The 18,344-nt window shown below is 72.7% G+C and carries 18 protein-coding genes; 9 read left to right on the top strand and 9 right to left on the bottom strand.

Going from position 1 to position 18,344, the window contains the following annotated elements:
* Positions 1-77: 77 nt before the first annotated feature.
* Positions 78-1,421 (bottom strand): N,N-dimethylformamidase beta subunit family domain-containing protein, encoded by a 1,344-nt coding sequence (locus ABGB18_RS22040; protein ID WP_347697439.1) that lies wholly within the window; start codon positions 1,419-1,421, stop codon positions 78-80.
* 52 nt (positions 1,422-1,473) lie between these two features.
* Positions 1,474-2,379, bottom strand: coding sequence for a beta-propeller fold lactonase family protein (locus tag ABGB18_RS22035; protein WP_347697438.1), 906 nt, complete (start codon positions 2,377-2,379; stop codon positions 1,474-1,476).
* A 103-nt stretch (positions 2,380-2,482) separates the two neighbouring features.
* Between ABGB18_RS22035 and ABGB18_RS22030 the strand changes: the two genes are divergently transcribed.
* A complete protein-coding gene (locus tag ABGB18_RS22030) occupies positions 2,483-3,325 on the top strand; it encodes a helix-turn-helix domain-containing GNAT family N-acetyltransferase (RefSeq protein ID WP_347697437.1) in 843 nt (280 codons plus the stop codon).
* Here the strand turns inward: ABGB18_RS22030 and ABGB18_RS22025 are convergent.
* The gene (locus ABGB18_RS22025; protein WP_347697436.1) at positions 3,294-5,486 is read right to left on the bottom strand and encodes an MMPL family transporter; all 2,193 of its coding nucleotides are present in this window, start codon (positions 5,484-5,486) and stop codon (positions 3,294-3,296) included. The two genes, ABGB18_RS22030 and ABGB18_RS22025, sit on opposite strands and share 32 nt — an antisense overlap.
* 95 nt (positions 5,487-5,581) lie before the next feature.
* Here ABGB18_RS22025 and ABGB18_RS22020 point away from each other — a divergent pair, with 95 nt between their 5' ends.
* Positions 5,582-6,175 carry a TetR/AcrR family transcriptional regulator gene (locus ABGB18_RS22020; RefSeq protein WP_347697435.1) on the top strand — a complete coding sequence of 198 codons (594 nt, stop codon included), beginning with the start codon at positions 5,582-5,584 and terminating at the stop codon, positions 6,173-6,175.
* 63 nt (positions 6,176-6,238) lie between these two features.
* On the opposite strand, the gene ABGB18_RS22015 is transcribed toward ABGB18_RS22020, so the two are convergent.
* Positions 6,239-7,261: an alkaline phosphatase PhoX gene (locus tag ABGB18_RS22015; RefSeq protein WP_347697434.1), complete on the bottom strand. Its 1,023-nt coding sequence runs from the start codon at positions 7,259-7,261 to the stop codon at positions 6,239-6,241.
* Positions 7,262-7,744: 483 nt separating this feature from the next.
* Positions 7,745-8,212, bottom strand: a complete 468-nt coding sequence (locus tag ABGB18_RS22010) for a DNA starvation/stationary phase protection protein (protein WP_347697433.1) — start codon at positions 8,210-8,212, stop codon at positions 7,745-7,747.
* A gap of 138 nt (positions 8,213-8,350) precedes the next feature.
* Here ABGB18_RS22010 and ABGB18_RS22005 point away from each other — a divergent pair, with 138 nt between their 5' ends.
* The 4 genes from ABGB18_RS22005 to mmuM all read left to right on the top strand — a co-directional run bounded on the left by ABGB18_RS22005 (position 8,351) and on the right by mmuM (position 13,240).
* Positions 8,351-9,148: a helix-turn-helix domain-containing protein gene (locus tag ABGB18_RS22005; protein WP_347697432.1), complete on the top strand. Its 798-nt coding sequence runs from the start codon at positions 8,351-8,353 to the stop codon at positions 9,146-9,148.
* Entirely contained in the window at positions 9,145-11,559 is a 2,415-nt protein-coding gene (locus ABGB18_RS22000) for a VIT domain-containing protein (RefSeq protein WP_347697431.1), read from the top strand. Before ABGB18_RS22005 ends, ABGB18_RS22000 begins: the two co-directional genes overlap by 4 nt.
* Before the next feature lie 121 nt (positions 11,560-11,680).
* Positions 11,681-12,373 carry a trehalose-phosphatase gene (otsB, locus tag ABGB18_RS21995; RefSeq protein ID WP_347697430.1) on the top strand — a complete coding sequence of 231 codons (693 nt, stop codon included), beginning with the start codon at positions 11,681-11,683 and terminating at the stop codon, positions 12,371-12,373.
* Positions 12,374-13,240 carry a homocysteine S-methyltransferase gene (gene mmuM / locus ABGB18_RS21990; RefSeq protein ID WP_347697429.1) on the top strand — a complete coding sequence of 289 codons (867 nt, stop codon included), beginning with the start codon at positions 12,374-12,376 and terminating at the stop codon, positions 13,238-13,240.
* A 7-nt stretch (positions 13,241-13,247) separates the two neighbouring features.
* Here the strand turns inward: mmuM and ABGB18_RS21985 are convergent, their stop codons facing one another.
* Entirely contained in the window at positions 13,248-13,676 is a 429-nt protein-coding gene (locus ABGB18_RS21985; protein WP_347697428.1) for a DoxX family protein, read from the bottom strand.
* 83 nt (positions 13,677-13,759) lie between these two features.
* On the opposite strand from ABGB18_RS21985, the gene ABGB18_RS21980 reads away from it, so the two are divergent.
* Positions 13,760-14,221 carry a MarR family transcriptional regulator gene (locus ABGB18_RS21980; RefSeq protein WP_347697427.1) on the top strand — a complete coding sequence of 154 codons (462 nt, stop codon included), beginning with the start codon at positions 13,760-13,762 and terminating at the stop codon, positions 14,219-14,221.
* Between the two features lie 43 nt (positions 14,222-14,264).
* On the opposite strand, the gene ABGB18_RS21975 is transcribed toward ABGB18_RS21980, so the two are convergent.
* Entirely contained in the window at positions 14,265-14,975 is a 711-nt protein-coding gene (locus ABGB18_RS21975) for a lysophospholipid acyltransferase family protein (RefSeq protein ID WP_347697426.1), read from the bottom strand.
* 161 nt (positions 14,976-15,136) lie between these two features.
* Here ABGB18_RS21975 and ABGB18_RS21970 point away from each other — a divergent pair, with 161 nt between their 5' ends.
* Together ABGB18_RS21970 and ABGB18_RS21965 are read left to right on the top strand one after the other, a co-directional pair.
* Complete coding sequence (locus ABGB18_RS21970; RefSeq protein WP_347697425.1) at positions 15,137-15,895, top strand: alpha/beta fold hydrolase; 759 nt, start codon at positions 15,137-15,139, stop codon at positions 15,893-15,895.
* Between the two features lie 46 nt (positions 15,896-15,941).
* The gene (locus ABGB18_RS21965) at positions 15,942-16,406 is read left to right on the top strand and encodes a hypothetical protein (protein ID WP_347697424.1); all 465 of its coding nucleotides are present in this window, start codon (positions 15,942-15,944) and stop codon (positions 16,404-16,406) included.
* Positions 16,407-16,493: 87 nt separating this feature from the next.
* Here the strand turns inward: ABGB18_RS21965 and ABGB18_RS21960 are convergent, their stop codons facing one another.
* Together ABGB18_RS21960 and ABGB18_RS21955 are read right to left on the bottom strand one after the other, a co-directional pair.
* The gene (locus ABGB18_RS21960) at positions 16,494-17,606 is read right to left on the bottom strand and encodes a hypothetical protein (RefSeq protein WP_347697423.1); all 1,113 of its coding nucleotides are present in this window, start codon (positions 17,604-17,606) and stop codon (positions 16,494-16,496) included.
* Between the two features lie 37 nt (positions 17,607-17,643).
* Entirely contained in the window at positions 17,644-18,339 is a 696-nt protein-coding gene (locus ABGB18_RS21955; RefSeq protein WP_347697422.1) for an endonuclease/exonuclease/phosphatase family protein, read from the bottom strand.
* Positions 18,340-18,344 lie beyond the last annotated feature (5 nt).

Raw genomic sequence — 18,344 nt, 5'->3', positions numbered from 1 at the left:
CACGGCATCCGTCCTGACCCACGAAGGCTCCCGCGTCCTGAACTCCGGGCGGTAAGGCCGTCCCGGGGGCCGGTGGGCTATGGGAGGCCGGCAGGGCCGCGGGCGAAGCGGGTCAGGAGGTTGATCGTCGAGCGGCGGGTGAAGGCGGCCGCCGAGTCGGTGACCCCGTGCCCGCACCTGCTCCCCCGCAGCGCGCACACCCAGCGCATCGTGCCCGAGGCGAACACCCCCGCCCCGCCGGGCGCGACGTAGTACGTGCTGTGGCTGACGGTCGCCCGCCCACCGCAGGAGAACGGCGATTCGGCCAGCACCTCGACGTTCGCCGGTGACCCCCGCGTCACCTTGTCGGTCTCCACCCCGAGGAGCCCGGGGAAGCGCCGCCCCTTCGTGCCCTCGAAGATCCAGTGCCCGGGCCTGCTCACCTGGTAGGCGCCCTCGGCGGGGAAACAGTCGTACATCTGCCCCACGAGCGCGCTCTCCGGCCGCGAATCGCGCCACAACCGGCACAGGAGCTCCTTGTCGCAGGCGACCTCCCTGCCGTGCAGGCCGATCCGCCAGTAGACGGCGTTCGCGCCGAGGAAGGCCAGGTTGGTGCCGCGGTCCCGGGCCTGGGTGACGGTCCTGCGCATCTCCGGCGACCAGTACTCGTCGTGCCCGAGCGACACCACCGCGCGGGCCCCGTCGAGGGCGCCCGGCCCGAGGTCGAGATTGGTCAGGTACGCCAGCGGCACCTTGCTCTGCTCGGCCACGGCCAGCGCCTCCTGCTCGAAGGCCAGGAACAGCCGGGCCCCCGCGCCGTCGTACGGACGGTCGAACGTGACGGTGCGCGAACGCCCGGCGAACCCGCCCGGCCCCTCGTAGAGGCTGCGCCCGCCCCACAGGTTGTACGCCTGCCAGGTGGTGACCGCGTTCACCAGCACCACGCGGCCCGCGGTGGTGGCCGAGCGCACGGTGACCGGGACGTAGCGCTGGGCGCCGGAGGAGGCGTCGAGCCTGATCAGGTACGCGCCCTCCGGCCAGCCCTCGGTGTCCACGGTCAGCGAGGAGGCCCAGTGCGCGGCGGTCACGGCGCCGTCCACGACCCGCGCCGGCGGCTGCCGTACCCCGCGGACCTGGGCGGACTCCCACACCTTGACCGGGTTCGCGCCCATCCGGAAGGCACCGGCGGAGAAGCGCCGCGCGGTCGTGGAGACGTGCAGCCGGAAGCGCTCGCCCGGCAGGACGCTGACCCGGTCGGCGTAGCCCTCGATCTCGTGGTCGGCGCCCCGCTTCGTGATGCGCCACGACTCCTGCACGTCCACGGCGGGCTCGCGGGCGTCCACCACGGGCGGCGGGGACGGCCTGGCCGGGCGCGGCGCGACGGGCGCGCCGGCGGCGCACCCGGTGGCCAGCAGGAGGAGGGCGACGACGATCTTACGCACAGGCCCATGGTCATGACCGGCCACCCGGACGGGACGCGACTTGGCGAACTCCTTACATGATCAGCACGCAGGCCGGGCTTTCCACCTCGTACGCCTGCCCGGCGGGGGCGGGCACGCCGTCGTCCAGCGTGAAGGTGGTGACGGTGCCGGAGCGCTGGTTGGCCACGTACAGCCGGTCGCCGCCGATGGCGAAGTGCCGGGGCCAGTCGCCGCCGGAGGGGACCTCGGCCACCGGCGACAGATCGGCGGCGCGCAGCACCGAGATCGTGTCGGGGCCGCGGTTGGCGACGTAGACGAGGTCGCCGTCGAGCTGGAGGTGGGAGGGGGCGTTCGGCCCCTCGTGGCGGGAGGCGGGCACGGTCGTGCGGTGCTCGCCGTCGATGAGGGTGACGCTGCCGTCCAGCTCGCCGGCCACGTAGAGGCGCGGCCCGTCGAAGGCGAAGTGGCGCGGGCCGGTGCCGGGGGCCAGCCTTATCGGCTCCAGCGCGGTGCCGTCGTGACGGTAGCGGCGGATCTCGTCGGTGCCGAGGTCGGAGACGTGCAGCAGCCCGTCGTGGAAGACGGCCTGGTGGGCGTGCGGGCCCCGCTGGCGGTCGGGGTCGGGGCCCGAGCCCTGGTGGCGCAGCACGATCGGCTCGCCCTCGAACGCGCCGCGGGAGTCGAGCCGGTAGAGGATCGCGGTGCCGTCGCCGTAGTTGGCCGCGGCCAGCAGGCGGCCCTCGGGGTCCACGGCGACGTGGCAGGGGCTCTGGCCCTCGCTCGGCCGCTCGTCCAGCGGGGCGAGCGTGTCCGTGGCCTTGAAGGCGGTCAGCCAGCCGCGTTCGAGCTCGCCGACGGCGTACAGCACCGGCAGGGAGGGGTGCGCGGCGAGGAACGACGGCGCCGCCACTCTGGTCAGGCTCCCGTCTCCGGCGGTGACGATGCCCGGCCCGTATCCGCCGATACGCAGGTGCTTCACAGCGGGGATCCTCTCATGGTTGACTATGACAATGAATTCGTTGACAGAGGCAAGGGTCTCTGAGGTCCGAGCCTTCAACCGGTTCTATACGAAGGTGATCGGTGTGCTCCAGGCAGGCATGCTCGACTCGCCCTACTCGCTGACGGAAGTGCGGGTGCTGTTCGAGCTGGCGCGGGCCGAGCAGATGGAGACCGGCGAGCTGCGCAGCCTGCTCGACCTCGACGCGGGCTACCTGAGCCGGATCCTGACCCGCCTCGACGGCGACGGGCTGATCGTGCGCGAGCGCTCCGCCTCCGACGCGCGCCGGCAGCTCGTCCGCCTCACCCCGGCCGGCTCCGGCACGTTCGCCGCGCTCGACCGGCGCTCCGCCGAGGAGATCGAGCGGCTCCTGGCCACGCTGACCGGGGAGGACCAGGCGCGGCTGGTCGAGAGCATGGCGACGGTCAGGCGGCTGCTGGGCGCGGCCGAGCCCGGCCGCGAGCCCTTCGTGATCCGGCCCCCGCGCACCGGCGACCTGGGCTGGGTCGTCTACCGGCACGGCGTTCTCTACGCCGAGGAATACGGCTGGGGCACCGAGTTCGAGCAGCTCGTGGCCAGGATCACCGCCGACTTCGACCCCGCGCGGGACGCCGGGTGGATCGCCGAGGTGGGCGGGGAGCGGGCCGGGTGCGTGTTCTGCGTACGCCAGGACGACCAGACGGCCAAGCTGCGGCTGCTGCTGGTCGAGCCGTCCGCGCGCGGTCTCGGGCTGGGGCGGCGGCTGGTGGAGGAGTGCCTGCGGCACGCGCGGGCCGAGGGCTACAAGCGGATCACGTTGTGGACGCGCGGCTGCCTGACGAGCGCGCTGCGCATCTACCAGGCGACCGGTTTCGAGCTGGAGTCGGAGCAGCCGGGCAGGGAGAACGGGCTCGAGGTCACCGACCAGGTGTGGTCGCTCGACCTCTAGCGCGCCCGCCCGGCCACCAGTTGAGCGGGCCCGCCAGCCGCATCAGGCTCGGCACCAGCACCGCCCTGACCACGGTCGCGTCCACCAGCACGGCCACCGCCATGCCGACGCCCAGCAGCTGCACGAACACCACCTCGGCGGTGGCGTACGCGGCGAACGTGAGCGCCAGGATGCCCCCGGCCGCCGTGATCAGTGGCGCGCCCCGCTGCAGGCCGGCGGCCACGGCCTGCTCGGTGTCGCCCGTCCTGTCGTGCTCCTCCTTGATCCTGGACAGCAGGAAGACCTCGTAGTCCATGGACAGGCCGTAGGCGATGCAGAGCATCAGGATCGGGATGCTCGGGTCGAGCGTGCCCGTCGGGGTGAAGCCGAGCAGGCCCGACAGGTGGCCGTCCTGGAAGACCCAGACGACGGCGCCGAACATGACGCCGAGGCTGAGAAGGTTCAGCAGGGTCGCCTTGACCGGGAGGATCACGCTCCTGGTCATGAGGGTCAGGATCAGGAACGTGACGCCCAGCATGAGTGCCAGCACGAGCGGGAGCCGGTCCACGACCGAGGCCCGGTAGTCGGCCAGCTCGGCCGGATAGCCTCCGACCAGCATCTCGAACGGGGGCTCGACGGCGCGTACGGCCTCCACCAGCCGCACCGGGTCGCCGGCCAGGACCGCGGCGGAGGGGACCACGGACAGCCAGGCGCCCTCTCCCTCGAACCTGGCCGGGACGCCGTCGCCGGCTCGCCGGCCGTTCGCGTAGGTGCCCGCGGCGGAGTCGACCTGGGCGACGCCCGGCAAAGCTGACAACGTCGCCGCATACTGCGAAATATCGCCTGACACCGCATTTTTCGATATCACTTGGATGGCGTCCGTTTCCTCCGCTGGGAAGGTCTGGCGGATGACCTCCTGGACCTGCCGGGCGGGCGCCTGCGGCGGCAGGATGCGGTCGTCGGCCACGCCGAAGCGCAGTCCCAGGAGCGGCGCGGCGAGCAGCAGCAGCACCGCCGTGGCCAGGCCGCCGAACAGCAGCGGGCGGCGCATCACCCGGGTCGCCAGGCCGTGCCAGAACCCTGTCCCGCGCTCGGGCCGGATCCGTTTCCGCAGCATCGCGCCGCCGATCGAGGCGAGCACGGCGGGCAGCACGATCACCGCCGCGACCAGCCCGCCGATGACGACGGCGATGCCCGCGTACGCGAAGGACCGCAGGAAGTCGAACGGCAGCGCGAGCAGCACCACCAGCGACGAGGCCACGGTGATCCCGCTGAACAGCACGGTCCGGCCCGCGTGCTCGACGGCCCCGGCGATCGCGGCCGCCCGGCCGGCACCGCGCCGCGTCTCCTCGCGGAAGCGCTGGATCACGAACAGGCAGTAGTCGATGCCCAGGCCGAGTCCCATGGCCAGGGTCAGGTTCAGGGCGAAGGTGGAGATCTCGGCGAACGGCAGCACGGCGCTCAGCAGCGCCAGGGCGATGACCATGGCGAAGACCCCGGCCAGGATCGGCACCAGGGCCGCCATGGCGCGCCGCTGGTAGAGCCAGAGCAGCACGAAGGCCAGCGGGAAGATGACCAGCTCCGCGCGGACGAAGTCCTGGCGGGCCAGCGGCACCGTCTGCCTGAAGACCTCCTCCCCGCCCCCGGCCCGCACCTCCAGCAGATCGGTGCCCCGGGTGATCTCGGGCACCAGCCGGGGCAGCACCTGGTTCCGCACGTGGTCGGCGTCGCCGGGGACGCGTACCAGGATCAGGGCGTGCCGGCCGTCCCGGCCGCGCAGGGTGGCGGGCTCGCCTCGGGTCCAGTACGAGGCCGACTCGGCGACGCCGTCCGCGCGGCCGACGCGGGCGGTCAGTTCCCTGCCCTCGGCCGCGACGGAGGGGTCGTCCACGGTGCCGCGCTTCGCGGTCACCAGGAACAGCAGGTCGGGGCTGCCGGTGCCGAAGCGCGCGGCCAGCTCGGCCCGCGCCGTGTCGGACTCCGAGCCGGGCGCGTCGAACCTGGCCAGCGACAGGCGCGGCACCACCCCCGCCGCCAGCGCGCCCGCGACGACCAGCGCGGCCAGGGTCAGGGACAGGACGAGCCGGCGGCGGCGTACGAGGAGGAAGCCGAGCCTGCGCAGCCGGGGCCCCCGCCCCCGCTCGCGGGCGTGGGGGCTGCGCGCGGCGAGCGCGGTTCTCATGGGGGCCTCCCGATCAAAACTCGGTAAACTACTCGTGTTTTGCTTCCGGAGCCAGAAATACAAGTAAATGCTCGCATTTGTCAACGAGGAGACCCATGCCTGAACGCACGGTCCGCCGGCAGGCGCGCGGCCTGAAGCGCATGGCCGAGATCCTCGACGCCGCCGAGGCGATGATCACGGAGGTCGGCTTCCCTGACCTGACCACCAACCAGGTCGCCGCGCGAGCGGGGATGTCGCCGGGGTCGCTGTACCAGTTCTTCCGCAACAAGGACGAGATCCTGGACGGCCTGGTGGCCCGCTACACCGACGAGCGGCAGGAGTTCTGGGCCGCCCGGCTGGCCGCCGTCACCCCGGACGTGCCGCTGGAGGTGCTGGTCGGGCAGTTGGTGGATGAGAGTGTCGCGTTCAAGGGCGCGTCGCCGGCGTACTGGTCACTGCTCTACGGCTCCGCCACCGGCGACCGGCTGGCCGCGGCCTCGCGGCGGCTGCACGACGACGTGGCCCGGCGGATCGCCGCCATGCTGCGCCGCCGCTCCCCCGGCCTCACCGAGGACCGTGCCCAGCTCGCCGGCACGATGACGCTCGCCGCGGTGAAGGCGGTGATGCCGCTGGTCGCCGCGGCGGCGCCGGAGCGCGCCGCCGAGCTGGTGAACGAGCTGAAGGTGCTGCTGGTGCGCTATCTCACCTGACCGGTCCGGCCCTCGAACGTGCGGTCCTATGCGCGAAGGGCCCGGCACCTCGAACGTGCGGCCCTACGCGCGGAAGGGCCCCGACACCTCGAAGGTGAGGCCCTCCGCGCGGCCGCGCCTGGCCGAGAAGTAGAGCCGGTCACCGGCCGGGGAGAAGGCCAGCCCGGTCAGCTCGAACCCGTCGTGCCCGTCGAGCCTGAGGAACGGCGTGACCGCCCGGTCCGGCGCGATCACGTCGATCTCCGTCGTCTCCCTGGCGACGTAGAGGTCGCCCGAGGGCGCGGCGGTGATGGCCCGCGCGCCTCCGCACAACCGGTCGAGCGTGCCGGTCTGCGCGTCGTACGCCCACAGCCCGGTGTCGCCCTTGGTGGTGAAGTAGCAGACCCCGCCCGCGTAGTGGCAGCCGTCGCCGCCGTCGAAGTGGCGGGCGCCCTCGACCTGGTGACGGGCGGCCTTGAGCAGGGCGGCCGGCGAGGGCACCACCTGCCAGTGCCCGGAGGCACACAGGACCTCCAGCGTGCCCTCCGTCAGGTCGCCCCAGTCACTCGGCCGGAAGCGGTAGAAGCACCCGTCGGGCTCGTCCTCGGTCATGTAGACCACGTGCCGCTCCGGGTCGCAGGCGGCGGCCTCGTGTTTGAAGCGGCCCATGGCCAGGCGGGGGCGGGCGGCCCGGGCGCCGTAGGGGTCGCATTCGAAGACGCGGCCGCGGTGGCCGAGCTCGCACGACAACCAGGTGTGCCACGGCGTGGCGCCGCCCGCGCAGTTGAGGTCGGTGCCCGACAGGATGCGGTAGGCGTCGGCGACGGTGCCGTCGGCCCGGAACCGCAGCGCCGAGGCACCCCCGAGCAGGGGCAGCTCCGAATTGGACACGTAGATCCAGCCGCCTCCGTCGGGGAAGCAGGCGCCGCCGTCGGGCGCGGCGTGCCAGGTCAGCCCGGCCACCTTGTGTCCCGAGCGGGCCACGATCCTGCCGCTGAAGCCCGAGGGCAGCGCGAGAGCGTCGGCGCCCGGCAGGCCGAGCGCTCCGTACGGGCTCAGGCCGCCCTGCAAGAGCGGGCCCGTCCGGAGGAGAGTCTTGTGCGACATCGTGGGGCCTCCCTCTAGGTGCCACGCTAGTCGACCGCACCGACATGAATGACAGGGACTCGCGACACCAAACTCTGCGCAAACCTCGTGCCCCCACTCCGCGATCATCCCGATCACGGTGACGTTCCGCAGGCCGAGCGCGGGAAAGCGGCCACCGGCCGCCGCCCTCATGAGCGCAGAAAAGCCATCTGCCACCGCGTCGTCCACGTCGGTGAGGCACGGCATCGCGGCGGTGGGTGTGGCGCCGACGGCGTCCAGCGCGTCCGCGGCCGACTCGGCCACCTGGGCCGGCGTGTACGGCGGTGTCAGGCGGGTCTTCACGCGTCCGGGCCGCGGCCGTTCGGCGGCCCGACGATCGCGTGCGGTTGCCCATGCCCCCGCACGCCAGGTCACAGGGGCGGGCCGGCTCTTGTGTGCCGGTGACGACACGCGAAAGCCCGGGCGCCGTACGCCGGCTTCCCGGGCCTTCCTCGCGTTCCTCGCTCAGCGCTGGGCCTGGAACATCCAGTGCTGCTCGTCGATCTCCTGGGCGACGGCGATGAGCAGGTCCTGGGTGACCGGGTCCGGCTCGTCGGTGGTGCGCACGCGCTCGTGCATGCGCTTGCTGATGCCGTCCAGCAGGTCGGTCATGGTCGCCACGACCTTGCCGTCCTCCAGCCAGCCGCCCTCGGGCTGCGGCAGCTTCGTGGTCCTGGCCACCGTGGCCGCGCGGCCGTCCGGGTTGATCCCGAGCGCCACGGCGCGTTCAGCGATCTCGTCCATGTGCTTGCGGGCCAGCTCGGTGACTTCGTCGAGCTGCAGGTGGATCGGGCGGAAGTGTGGCCCCACCAGGTTCCAGTGCGCCTGCTTGGCGACCAGCGAGAGGTCGATCAGATCGACCAGGGCGCCCTGCAGGGCTTCCGCGACGACGTTCTTGGCCTCACCCGAGATCGGGCCCGTGATTGCTGCCATTGTCCTTGTCCCTCCCCGTAGGTCGGACGTTCCCCACATCGGTCGGACATTTCCCCCATAAGAACGAAATATGCACTGCCGTTCTTCCGATCCCCCCGCTAGTTGACAGTGCAATAGTGACAGTGTCATTGTGAAGGTATGAGCGACACCTGGACCATCGGCGAGCTGGCCGCGCACGCGGCCCGGGAGCTGCGTGCCACCTCGCCGCAGGGGGCCAACGGCCGGGTCCGCGACCTGCCCGGAGAGCGGCTGATCAGGTGGTATACGACGATCGGCCTGGTGGATCCGCCGCTGACCAGGCGCGGCCGCGTCGCCCGGTATGGGCGGCGGCACCTGCTGCAACTCGTGGCCGTCAAGCGACTGCAGGCGGCCGGGCACTCGATCGCCCAGATCCAGGCGGCACTGGCGGGTGCGACGGACCACATGCTGGAGGCGGCCGCCGACCTGCCCCCCGCCGGCGCGGCCCTCGACGCCGCTCGCCCCACGGGCGCGCCCTTCGACGCCGCTCACCCCGCGACCGCGCCGCTCGCGGACGCTCCACTCGGTCCCGTCCCCGTCCCCCAGCCTCCTCCCCCGGCGGCCGGGCCGGAAGACGGAAACGCCCCCTCGCCCCGCGCGGGCCACGCGGCCGCCCACGACGCCGGTCACACCGGCACGGGCGGCTCGCGGACCGAGCGCGGGACGGACCCCGGTGAGCCGGGGCGCGGGCGGTTCTGGGCGGAGCGGCCACGAGAGAGCGCCGCCCACCTGGGTACGCGTTCCGGTGACGGCGAGGCTCCCGTCCGGGGCGGGGCCGTGGTCACGGGGGTGTGGTTGGCGGACGGGGTGCGGCTCGTGCTGGACGCGGGCCGGATGCCGTCCGCGCAGGACGTTCAGGCGGTGCTGGCGGCGGCGGGTCCGCTGCTCGCGGTGCTCGAAGAGAGGGAGCTGATATGAAGATCACTTCGCTGGAGCCCGCACGGTGCCTGCCGGTGCCGGACGCCGGGTTCGGCGCGCTGCGGACGGAACGCGGCAATCTGCCGCTGGAGAGCGTGGACGTGACGGCGGACATCTCGGGGCTCATCGCCGGGGTCGAGGTCACGCAGGGGTTCCGAAACCCGTTCGACGTCACGCTGGAGGCCACCTACGTCTTCCCGCTGCCCGACCGGGCTGCGGTGACCAGGTTCCGGATGGAGGCCGATGACCGGGTGGTCGAGGGCGTGCTGAAGGAGCGCGGCCAGGCCAGGGCGGACTACGACCGGGCGCTGCGCGAGGGCAGGCGGGCCGCCATCGCCGAGGAGGACCGGCCCGACGTGTTCACGATCCGGGTGGGCAACATCCTGCCCGGCGAGCGCGTCTCGGTCCGGCTGACCATGAGCCAGCCGCTCCCGTACGAGGACGGCGCGGCCACGTTCCGCTTCCCGCTGGTGGTGGCCCCGCGCTACATCCCCGGTGGCCCGATCGACGGCCCGCCCGCCGGGGACGGCGCCGCGCCCGACACCGACGCCGTGCCGGACGCGTCCAGGATCAGCCCGCCCGTCCTGCTGCCCGGCTTCCCCAGCCCCGTCCGTCTCTCGCTCGCCGCGAGCGTGGACGCGGCGGGCCTGGAGCTGCGCGAGCTGGCCTCCAGCCTGCACGTGGTGGAGGAGGAGGCTCACACGGTACGCCTGCGCCCGGGCGAACGCCTCGACCGCGACTTCATCCTGCGGATGTCGTTCGACGCATCCACATCGTTGCAGCTCGACAGGCCCTCCGAGGGGCCGGGCACGTTCGCGCTCACGGTCGTGCCGCCGCCCGTACAGGGCACCCGCACGCCGCGTGACCTCGTCCTGCTGCTCGACCGTTCCGGCAGCATGGGCGGCTGGAAGATGGTCGCCGCCCGCCGGGCCGCCGCGCGCATCGTCGACACGCTGACGCCGCAGGACAGGTTCGCGGTGCTGACGTTCGACTCCGTGGTGGAGCCGGCGTTCGAGGGGCTCGTGGAGGCCTCCGACCGCAACCGCTTCCGCGCCGTCGAGCACCTGGCGCGGGTGGACGCCCGCGGCGGCACCGAGCTGCTCGAACCGCTGCGCCAGGCCATCGCCCTGCTCGGTGCCGGGACCGAACGCGAGCGCGTCGTCGTGCTGGTGACCGACGGCCAGGTGGGCAACGAGGACCAGATCCTGGAGCAGGCGGGCGGCCCGCTGTCGGCCATGCGCGTGCACACGGTCGGCATCGACAGGGCCGTGAACGCCGGGTTCCTCGGCAGGCTCGCCGGGCTGGGCGCGGGCCGGTGCGAGCTGGTCGAGTCGGAGGACCGGCTGGACGCCGCCATGGACCAGATCCACCGCAGGATCGGCGCTCCCTTGGTGACCGACCTGTCGATCAAGGGCCTCGAGGTCGAGCCCGGCACGGTCACGCACCTCGGCTCGATCTTCCCGGGCGTGCCGCTGCGCGTGTACGGGCGCCACCGCGAGGGCTCCTCTCTGACCGTACGCGGCATGGCGGCCGGCACACCGTGGGAGGAGCACGTCACGGGTGTGGTGGCCGACAATCCGGCCCTGCGTGCCGTCTGGGCCCGCGCGCACCTGCGCGAGCTGGAGGACCGGTACGCCATGGGCGAGCACGACCTGGAGCCGCAGATCGTGCGCACGTCCCTGGAGCACGGCGTGTTGTGCCGCTTCACCGCCTATGTGGCGATCGACACCCGGCAGGTGGCGGACGGTGGTCCCGAGCACCGGGTCATCCAGCCGGTCGAGCCGCCCAGTGGCTGGGAGCCGCCGCAGGCGCCACCGCTGATGGGCGGGTTCGCGGCGCAGGCTCTCATGGCGGCACCGGCGGGGTTCGGGCGGATGCGGACACCGGCACCCGGGCTCGACGCCTCCGGCATGGACCAGGGTCTCATCGCCGGCGGGCCGGGTGACGCGTACGGCGGGCCGGTTCCGGCGGCCGGCGGGATGCCGCCGATGCCGGGCCAGGCACCTCCGCCCGCTCCGGGAGTGACCCGCGGCCGGCTGCCAGGGACCCGGCGGCCGGCGGCGCACCCGCTGGACTCGGTCCGGCCGCAGCTCATGACCGAGCTCGACCGGCTCAGGGCGATGCCCGTGCCCGACCTGCCGTACCTGGCCGACCTCGGATCCCGGCTGGCCGCGCTGGCGGCCTACCTCGGGGGCGAGCAGAGGCTGGAGTCGCTGGCCCGCGAGCTGGAGGCGGCCGAGCAGCCCGGCGCGGACGCGCGGGCCCTGCACGACCGCGCCGTCGAGGTCCTGACGGCCCTGGTCGGCGGCGGCTCCGCACCGGGGGCCGGCGGAACTCCCGGTTCCGGCGGTTCGCGAGGTCCGGGCGGCTCACCGGACACCCGCCGCAGCCCCTTCTGGAAGCGCTCCTGACCCACCGACCGCCTCCGGGGACGAGCGCCTTGTCAGGCCACCCGTCCCAGGGGGCGGGCGGCTCCGGGAGCCCTGCCCGCAGGAGGGGGTCAGCCGGTCACGCTGCTCTATCTTCCTGAGCATGGCGACCCCACGCGCCCAGCTCCGCTTCGCCGAAGCGGTGTCCGCCACCCTCGCGCAGAGCACGAGGTCCGGCTTCTTCTTCGGCTTCGACGGCACGATCGCGCCGATCATGCCCGATCCCGGCGCGGTGTTCCCGGTGGCCGGCACGGTGGAGCGGCTGCGGGCGCTGGCCACGCTGGTCGGCAGGGTCGCCGTCGTCTCCGCCCGCCCCGCGGCGTTCCTGTACGACCGGTTCTCGCGCGCCCCGCAGGTGCGCCTGTTCGGCCTGTACGGCATGCAGACCGTCGAGGACGGCCACGTACGCACGGACGCCGAGGCCGAGCCGTGGGCCCCGGTCATCCGGCGCGTGGCCGAGGAGGCGGCCCGCGACCTGCCGGGCGGGATCCTGGTCGAGGACAAGGCGCTGGCGGTGGCGCTGCACTACCGCGCGGCGCCGTCGTTGCGCGGCGCGGTCGAGCGGTGGGCCTCGCGCAAGGCGGCCGAGCTGGGGCTGAAGGAGCAGTACGGCCGCATGGTGGTCGAGCTGAAACCGCCGCTGGAGCGCGACAAGGGCACGGTCGTCGCCCGCGAGAGCGAGTCCCTGGCCCGGGCCGCGGACTTCACGGTCGGCTCGCCACAGGGCACGCCGGCCCTGCTCGACCAGGTCATCAGCGCGTTCCCCGGCACTCGGGCGGGCTCATACCCTGGATGAGTGACCACACTCGTCCTGGACGGCGGCCTGTCCACCCAGCTCGAACGGCTCGGCGCCGACCTCGGCGACGAGCTCTGGTCGGCCCGGCTGCTGGTGGAGAGGCCCGAGCTGATCCGGCGGGTGCACGCCGACTATTTCGCCGCGGGCGCCGACGTGGCCACGACCGCCGGCTACCAGGCCACGATCCCGGGCTTCGTCCGCCGCGGGCTCGGCGTGGCGGGGGCCGAGCGGCTGATCAGGCTGTCGGTGGAGCTGGCCGGGCAGGCGCGTGACGAGGCGGGCCGCGGGCTGGTGGCCGCCTCGGTCGGCCCGTACGGCGCCTACCTGGCCAACGGCGCCGAATACACCGGCGACTACGACCTCGACGAGGACGGCCTGTTCGCCTGGCACCTGCCGCGCTGGGAGATCCTCGCCTCGGCCGGCGCCGACCTGCTGGCCTGCGAGACGATCCCGTCCTACGCCGAGGCGCGGGCACTGGCGCGGCTGCTCGACGTGACGCCCGGGGTCAAGGCGTGGGTGAGCTTCTCCTGCCGGGACGGCGAGCGGATCAGCGACGGCACGCCGATCCGCACGGCGGCCGCCCTCTTCGGCGGAAACTCGCAGGTGGTGGCCGTCGGCGCCAACTGCACGGCGCCGAGTCACATCCCCGGGCTGATCTCCTGCCTGTCGGGCGGCCTGCCCGTGGTGGTCTACCCCAACTCGGGCGAGACGTGGGATGCCGACCAGCGCCGCTGGCTGGGCCTGGCCGATCCGGTCGAGTTCGGCCAGGCCGCCCGGGAGTGGCAGCGGGCGGGCGCCGCGCTGATCGGCGGGTGCTGCCGCACCACCCCCGAGCACATCAGGCAGATCCGCGCCCACCTGTCGTGAGCGGGTGTCAGGCGGGCGCGATGATGGCGCGGCGGCGTCGGCCGATCAGGTTGTCCAGGGCCAGCGCGCCGCCCCCGGTGAAGCCGATCGCCAGGCTGGCCGCGCCCAGCGCCATGACGAACTCGTAGCCGCCGCCCTCCGCGCCGAACCCGTTGCCGCCGTGCACGTACAAGATCGCGCCCAGCATGTCGATCGCGAGCAGCGTGCCGACGATCGGCAGCCCCGCGCCCAGGATCAGCGCCAGGCCGCCGACGACCTCCAGCGCCGCCACGGCCGGAGCGGCCAGGCCGGCCATCGGAATGCCCACGGACTCGAAGAACTTGGTGGTGCCCGCGATGCCCATGGTCGCGAACTTGTGGTAGCCGTGCACGAGGAAGATCACGCCGAGGGTGATCCGCGCGATCAGCAGTGCGACGGGACGCGCCTGGTCGAGCATGCGCACTCCTTGGAAGTCGTTCAGATTTGAACATCACCTTAGCACCGAATGTTCAAATCCGAACGAGAAGTAGACTGTGGCGGGTGACAGACACGCGATGGCTGGACGCGACGGAGATGGCGGCCTGGCGCGCCTTCCTGTCCACGTCCCACCTGCTGGAGCGACGCATCGAGGAGCAGCTCAAGGCCTCGGCCGGGCTGACGCATCCGCAGTATGAGATCCTGGCGCGCCTCGCCGAGGCCCCCGGCCGCCAGATGCGCATGACGGAGCTGGCCAAGGGTGTCGTGGCGTCGAAGAGCGCGCTGACGTACCAGATCACCCAGCTGGAGAAGGCGGGGCTGGTGGAGCGCGCCACGTGCCCGTCCGACGACCGAGGCGTGCTGGCGGTGCTCACCGAGGCCGGCGCGCGCTGCCTGGCCCGGGTGGCGCCCGGGCACGTGGAGGTCGTACGCGCCTATCTGATCGACCGGCTCACCCGCGAGGAGCTGCACGCGATGACCAGCGCCATGCTGCGGACCGAGCAGGCGTTACGGGCCACCGCCTGACAGGCACCGCACCACCGGCCCCCACGCGGAAGCCGTCGCCTGGCTAGTTTTTCGCGGCCGCGGCCGCGCGTGCCGCGCGCTCCATCTCCACCCGGGCGCTGGCGGCATATTTGTCCACGTATTCCTGCCCCGACAGCTCCATGAGCGCGTACATGATCTCGTCGGTCACGGCGCGCAGCACCAGCCGGTCGTCCTCCATCCCGTAGTAGCGGGAGAAGTCGAGCGGCTTGCCGAACCGCACGCCAGGCCGGATGCCGAGCTTGGGCAGCGGCCGCCCCGGCGGCATCATCTCGTAGGTGTTGACCATGGCCCACGGGATCACCGGCGCCCGCGACTCCAGGGCGAGCCTGGCCACGCCGGTCTTGCCCTTGTAGAGGCGGCCGTCGGGCGAGCGGGTGCCCTCCGGGTAGATGCCCAGGACGTTGCCCTCGCGCAGGATGCGCAGCCCGGTGCGCAGCGCCGCCTCGCTGGCCTTGCCGCCCGAGCGGTCGATCGGCACGGTGCCGACGCCGCTGAAGAACAGCCGGGTGAAGAAGCCCTTGATGCCGCGCCCGGTGAAGTAGTCGGCCTTGCCGAGCGAGATGACCTTGCGGCGGATCTGGAGCGGGCCGAAGAAGTGGTCGGCGAACGAGAGGTGATTGCCCGCCAGGATCGCGGGCCCCTGCCTGGGCACGTTTTCCGCGCCCTCGGTCCACGGCCGGAAGACTGCGAGGAGCATCGGACTCAAGATGGCCTTGACCACCCAGTAGAACACCCCGGCACCTCTTCTCCAGCGCGACGTCGGTGGGCAGAGTCATCTTCCCATCCCGAACGTCATGGTCCTACATCAGCACTCGCACAAATACCCCAAAACGTGCGACGATCGGGCCGTTCCGGGATGAAATTGCCGGAATGAAATCGCATGGAGGAGCTGTTATGCCGCTCATGCCAGGCGCGGAGCCCTATCACCACGACGCGGGACAGGTCGGTGTGCTGCTCTGCCACGGATTCACCGGCACACCGCAGTCGCTGCGGCCGTGGGGCGAGTTTCTCGCCGGGCACGGGGTGAGCGTCTCGCTGCCCCGCCAGCCCGGGCACGGCACGCGGTGGCAGGAGATGAACCGGACCCGCTGGGAGGACTGGTACGCCGAGCTGGAGAAGGCGTTCAGGAATCTGCAGGGCCTTTGCCCGGAGGTGTTCGTGGCGGGGCTGTCGCTGGGCGGCTGCATGGCGCTCCGGCTCGCCGAGGTGCACGGCACGGCGATCAGGGGCGTGATGGTGGTCAACCCGTCCATCGCGAACGACGTACCGCTGCTGAGGCTTGCCCCGCTGCTCAAATGGTTCGTGCCGTCGGTGCCCGGCGTCGCCAACGACGTCAAGAAACCCGGCGTGACCGAGCTGGCCTATGCCCGTACCCCGGTGAAGGCGGCCGCGTCGCTGCCGAGCCTGTGGTCGCTGGTGCAGGCGGACCTGGCGAAGGTGACCCAGCCGCTGCTGGTCTTCCACAGCACGGAGGACCACGTGGTGAAGCCGACCGGTGTGGCCATCATTCGCGATAAGGTCCCGCAGGCCACGATCGAGGAGCTTACCGATAGCTACCATGTTGCGACGCTGGACAACGATGCCGACAGGATCTTTGCCGGGAGCCTCGACTTCATCCGGACACATGCCTCGGTACCCTTGCAGAGGGACTGATCGCACCCAGGGGGAAGTCGCGATCGTTGCGGAGAGGCCCATCTAGGTGACGCCCCAGAGTGATGAGGACGAGGTCTGGCGGCAGATCGTCGCGTCCTTCAACGACACAGCCGAGCGCGACTCGGCGGATCAGCCGTGGCCGGACAGCGAAAACGTCCCCGCAGAGCCCACCCGCCGGGTGGTCAAGCCCTCCGAGGAGCCCGACGGCGAGGACGCGGCGGCCGACACGGAGGACGAGGAAGACGCCGACGGGGAGGACGACGAGGGGCACTTCGAGCCGCCTCCTCCGCCGCCGCTGCCCAAGCTGGACCTGCCGACCAAGCTGGCGTGGGTGGCGCTGTTCGGCGGTCCCGCCTACCTGCTGGTGGCGGCCATGGCGAGCTGGCACATGGAGGGCTGGGCACTGTTCACGGCGGTGGCGGCGTTCATCGGGGGGTTCGTGGCGCTGGTGGTGCGCATGGGCGACGACCGGCCCAACGATTCCGGCTGGGACGACGGCGCGGTGCTCTAGCCCGGCTCAGCGGTGCTCCAGTCCGGCTCGGCGGTGCTCCAGTCCCACTTCGGCGGGCTCCCAGCCCGGCTTCGCGGGGCTCCCGCTCTAGGATTTCGCCGTCGTGCTCTTGGGCGCGAACGTCTCCACGACGTCGGTGTAACGGTCGGCGGTGTCGACCGCGTGCCCGACCGCCCAGACCGTGCCCTTGCCCGCGAGGTAGGCCACCGCCTGCAGGCGCACGCTGCTCCTGCCCCGCTGGGTGGCGCCGCGGATGACCTCGCAGTCGGCCTTCTCGCAGCGGATCATGAATGGCTCGGCCTCCCGGGAGGGGTCGTAGCCGACCATCCAGTAGCGGCCCTTGCCGTCGCCGGTCACGCCGTAGAGCCGGGCGTCGGACTCGGGCACCTGCTGCCGCCGCCAGCGCTTGCCGTTCCAGGTGAGCACGAGCGGCGAGATGTCGCCGGGACCCCGGTATATGCCCCCCACGGCCATCGCCCGCTTGGAGTTGTCGACCTGCACGTCGCGCAGGTAGCCGCCGGGAATGGAGGGCAGCGGCATCGTCTTCCAGGCGCCGCCGGAGTTGTGCACGATCAGCGGCTCCTCACCGGTGTCGCCGACGGCGAACCCGCCGGCCACCGCGTAGAGCGCGCCGTCCTCCTCGACCTCCTGCACGGTCCAGGAGTTACCCTCGCCGGTGAGGACCAGGCCCTGTTTGTCCCTGCTGCCGACCGCCACGACCTTCCCGGACCTGGCGTCGATGCCGCCGAGCCAGTCGCCGGCCCGCAACACCGGCGGCCTGACCCGGTCGAACCCGGCCGTGTCGCCGTGTGCCAGGTAGGGCACCCCGTCGTGCCCGTCGCCGACCGCCCACACGTCGGACGGCGTGACGGCGGCCAGCCCGCGCAGATTTCCCGCGGCCGTGGCGTCGCGCACGGGCACCTCGGCCCACGCGCTGCCGTTCCAGTGCCGGATGGTGCCGCGGTTCTTCCAGACGTCCCAGATCTCCTGCTGGCCCACCGCCCACACGTCGCTCGGCGAGATCGCCAGCACGTCGGAGAGCGAGGCGTCGGTCTGCAGGCGCACGCTGGTCGACTGCTGCCACGCCTCGAGGTTGGACGGGCGGCGGGGATCGGCATGCGCGGCGGGCGTGACCTGAGACCAGGCCACGGACGTCGCCAAGATCAAGGAGATCGCACGCCGCTGAGAGCGACGGGTCATGAACAAATGCTACGGGTTGGCGGGCCCCGCATGCCCGTCAGACCCCAACTCGCAACTCGGCGACGACCGGCAGATGGTCGGAGGCGGCGGCCAGATCGGCGCCCTGGGCCTCCGCTCTCCCGCAGGACACGACCTGCGTCTCGCGCGCGGCGAACACCCCGTCGATGCGGACCGCGGGGTGGCGGGCGGTGAACGTCGGGCCGTCGCCCTGGGGTGCCGCCGCGTAGCAGTCGGCCAGCCGCCCGGCGAGAAAGCGCCAGGCCGGCTGGTGCGCCTGCTCGTTGAGATCGCCGCCGACCACGATCGCCGCGCCGAACCGGGCGGCGGCCCGTTCCATGATCGCCATGGCCTCGGCGGCGTGGTGCACCCTGGCCGGGTCGTTGAGGTCGAGGTGGAGCGAGCCGACCGCCAGCCGGGCCCGCTCCGCCTGCACGACGGCCACCGCCAGCCCGCGCGCCTCCAGCCCGGCGAAGACCCGCAGCGGATGGGTCTCGGCGTGCAGGACGGCGACGCGCGGCCCGGTGAGCACGGCCACGCCGCCGACCCTGCCCGGCGTCGCCACCCGCAGCCCCGCCGCGGCGGCCAGCGCCTGGCGCCTGGCCCGCCAGCGCACCAGCCTGGGCGCCTCCTGCACGCACAGCACGTCGGCCCGCAGGGAGGTGATGACCCTGGTCAGCGCGGCCGCGCTGTCGCGCAGCCCGCGGACGTTGTAGGTGGCGACCCTGACCTGCACCTGCG

The organism is Nonomuraea sp. B12E4 (assembly GCF_039871825.1).
Taxonomy (GTDB): Bacteria; Actinomycetota; Actinomycetes; order Streptosporangiales; family Streptosporangiaceae; genus Nonomuraea.
Note: the sequence above shows the minus strand (reverse complement) of the source record. Positions and strands in the feature narration are given on the sequence as shown.